This is a genomic window from Streptomyces sp. NPDC059166 (genome assembly GCF_042755185.1).
Lineage (GTDB): Bacteria > Actinomycetota > Actinomycetes > Streptomycetales > Streptomycetaceae > Streptomyces.
Map to the genome: position 1 here is coordinate 160,226 of NZ_JBHZCI010000013.1, position 2,954 is coordinate 163,179.

The window sequence follows — 2,954 nt, forward strand, 5'->3', positions numbered from 1 at the left end:
CGTCGGACGACACACCGGCCAGCGCACCGCCACCGGCGTGCACACCGCCCTCCGGCTTCTCGTGCTTCCACGAGTCCGGCTTCTCACGGTCGTCGTTGCTGCTCGCGGAGGAGCCGCCGTCCTTCTCCCACTCGTCCGCCGAGGTCACGGCGTATGCGGTGGGGACGGAGACCGCGAGGACCGCCGTGACGGCAGCCGATGCGAACAGAGTGCGGGCAGAGCGCATGGATACACAGTCCTTTCGCCACTCCCGCGCCGGCCGGCTGGTTGCCGGCTCCTCGAATCACGGGGCGACGTGATCCACCGTCAGCCGAAATCCGGGGGCGCACCACTCGGGGAGGCCGCATTCGAGGGAGACCGTGGGCCCAACGTGTGACAGGGAGCCAGATGTCACCCGTTGGACGGCACGCCACGCCGTGCGGAGGTTTGAGCAGAAAGGATCAAGGGTGTAGTGGATCTTCCGCGCAGCGTCGCCCGGCGGTCCGTGCCGCTCCTCCGCGCGGACCTGCGGGGCGCCGCCCTCAGACACCCGGCCATCGCCCTCAGACGTCACGACGGCCTGTCCCGCTACCTGTCCGCGGCGGTCCGCCACCGGCCGAAGCCCTTCGGCATTGCGGCAACATGAATATCTTTCCGGGTCTTTGACGAAAAAATCGAGCGGTCAGCATGCTGGGCGCCATGCACGCACACGGTGGCCCTCTCTCGCGGCTGAGGCGTGGGCACGAGGAACGTGTACTCGGCCTGCTGCGCCGCCACGGGGCGCAGAGCCGGGCCGAGCTCGGGCGCAGGGCGGGCCTGTCACGCACCACGCTGTACGGCATGGTCGGGGCGCTCGTCGCGAGCGGCGCGGTGGTCGTGGCACCCGCCGACCCCGGACCGCGCTAGCGTGGGCGTCCGGTCGAGCACCTCACCCTGGACCCCGCTGCCGGGCAGGCCGTCAGGATCGACTTCGCCCGTCGTGCCGTCCATGTGGCGGCAGCTTGGGACCGGGCCGGCTGCTGCCCGGCTACAGCGACGAGTTCGACGGGACGGCGGTTCCGGGGACGCAGGCCGTTCCCCCTGGTCATGGGTGAGGGGTCCGTCCGCCGGGATCACGATGTCCGGTGGTGCGCCCCCCTGGCCGGCCCAGGACGCCGAGCTGCATCTGGGCGACAACACCGCGTCCGTCCTCCTCCGGGACGCACCGGGGGTGATTTCACGGTCGGGACGAAGCTGCGGTTCGCACCGGACAGCGCCGCACAGCAGGCGGGGCTGGTGCTGTACGAGAACGACGACCGCTGGTTCGAGCTCGTCCACTCGGTGCTGCCGCTCGCCAACGGCCACGGAGCGTTGCTCGACGTCAGCGAGTTCGGCAAGGAGGGCGAGCGTCCCACGACCACCCCGCCCACCGCCGTCGCGAACGCCCCGATGTCCGGCGGCCCCCCGTCCGCGACGATGCGGCACCGCCTCGCGTACCACCGGGACACCGAGCGCGGGGAGCACGAGGTACGCGCGTCCACCAGCCGCGACGGTGTCCACCGGTCGCAGGGGAGCGTATGGGCCCTTCCGGTCCGGGGCGAGCCGAGGATCGGCCTGGTCTCGCACAACCGGGCAGGAGCGACCGCGGGCTCGGGCACGTGCGGACGTACGCGGGGAGGTGACCGGGGCCGACAGTTCCTGAATCCGGCACCCGTCCACCCTCACACACCGTCACCCTCCGGCCCCACAGAGGAGCGCCGCCTGGGACCCGCCGTCAGTTCTTGTCGCCAACAGGCCCTGATACATCTCCTGTTGCACATCTCTTGACGCGTTCGTAACAAGGGTGAAGTATCTCGCACAGCCGGAGAGAGCGCTCTCTCCGACTGTGCGTGTCGTGTACCCGCCCCCACGGCTCAGGAGACCCAGATGTACGCACCCCCGAACCGCCACAGACCCCTTTCCGGCCCGGTCGCGAGACGCGGCGGCGTGTTCGCCGTCGTGGCAGGAATGGTCCTCACCCTGCTCGCCCTCATCCCCCAGACTTCCGCGAGCGCCGCACCCTCACTGCTCTCCCAGGGGAAGACGGTCACCGCCTCCAGTCAGGAGAACGGTGGCACGCCGGCCACCGCGGCTGTGGACGGAGACAACGGAACCCGCTGGTCCAGCGCCTTCTCCGACCCTCAGTGGATCAAGGTCGACCTCGGCGCCGCCGCCTCGGTGAGCCAGATCGTGCTGCGCTGGGAGGCGGCCTACTCGACGGGCTACCGGATCGAGTTCTCGTCGGACAACAGCACCTGGAACACCGCCTACTCCACCACCACCGGCGCCGGCGGCACCGAAACCCTGAACGTCTCCGGCACCGCGCGCTACGTCAGGCTCACCGGCACCGCGCGTGCCACGGGATACGGACACTCCCTCTGGGAGTTCCAGGTCTACGGGACGACCGGCGGGGGTGACCCGCAGATCCCCGGTGGCGGTGACCTCGGCCCGAACGTCCTGGTCTTCGACCCCTCGACGCCCGACATCCAGGGCAAGGTCGACCAGATCTTCAGGCAGCAGGAGTCGGCGCAGTTCGGGACGGGCCGCTACGCGCTGATGTTCAAGCCGGGCACGTACAACAACATCAACGCGCAGATCGGCTTCTACACCTCCATCGCCGGGCTCGGCCTCAAGCCCGACGACACCACCTTCAACGGCGACGTCACCGTGGACGCGGGCTGGTTCAACGGAAACGCCACCCAGAACTTCTGGCGCTCCGCCGAGAACCTCGCCCTCAACCCCGTCAGCGGAACCGACCGCTGGGCCGTCTCCCAGGCCGCCCCCTTCCGCCGCATGCACGTCAAGGGCGGCCTCAACCTCGCCCCGAACGGCTACGGCTGGGCCAGCGGCGGCTACATCGCCGACAGCAAGATCGACGGCCAGGTCGGCCCCTACTCCCAGCAGCAGTGGTACACCCGCGACAGCTCCATCGGCGGCTGGGGCAACGGCGTCTGGAA

At 70.0% G+C, this 2,954-nt stretch carries 2 protein-coding genes and 3 pseudogenes; 4 read left to right on the forward strand and 1 reads right to left on the reverse strand.

Going from position 1 to position 2,954, the window contains the following annotated elements:
* Nucleotides 1-226: pseudogene (locus tag ACFXOA_RS12865) on the reverse strand (hypothetical protein); the annotation flags it as partial.
* 440 nt (nt 227-666) lie between these two features.
* Between ACFXOA_RS12865 and ACFXOA_RS12870 the strand changes: the two are divergent.
* From ACFXOA_RS12870 to ACFXOA_RS12885, 4 genes and pseudogenes are all read left to right on the forward strand, one after another.
* Nucleotides 667-978 (forward strand): annotated as a pseudogene (locus ACFXOA_RS12870) (helix-turn-helix domain-containing protein); the annotation flags it as partial.
* An 87-nt stretch (nt 979-1,065) separates the two neighbouring features.
* Nucleotides 1,066-1,248: pseudogene (locus ACFXOA_RS12875) on the forward strand (hypothetical protein); the annotation flags it as partial.
* Between the two features lie 6 nt (nt 1,249-1,254).
* The gene (locus tag ACFXOA_RS12880) at nt 1,255-1,785 is read left to right on the forward strand and encodes a hypothetical protein (protein ID WP_385025978.1); all 531 of its coding nucleotides are present in this window, start codon (nt 1,255-1,257) and stop codon (nt 1,783-1,785) included.
* Nucleotides 1,786-1,884: 99 nt separating this feature from the next.
* A partial coding sequence (locus ACFXOA_RS12885) for a discoidin domain-containing protein (RefSeq protein WP_385025951.1) occupies nt 1,885-2,954 on the forward strand: 1,070 nt, incomplete at its 3' end.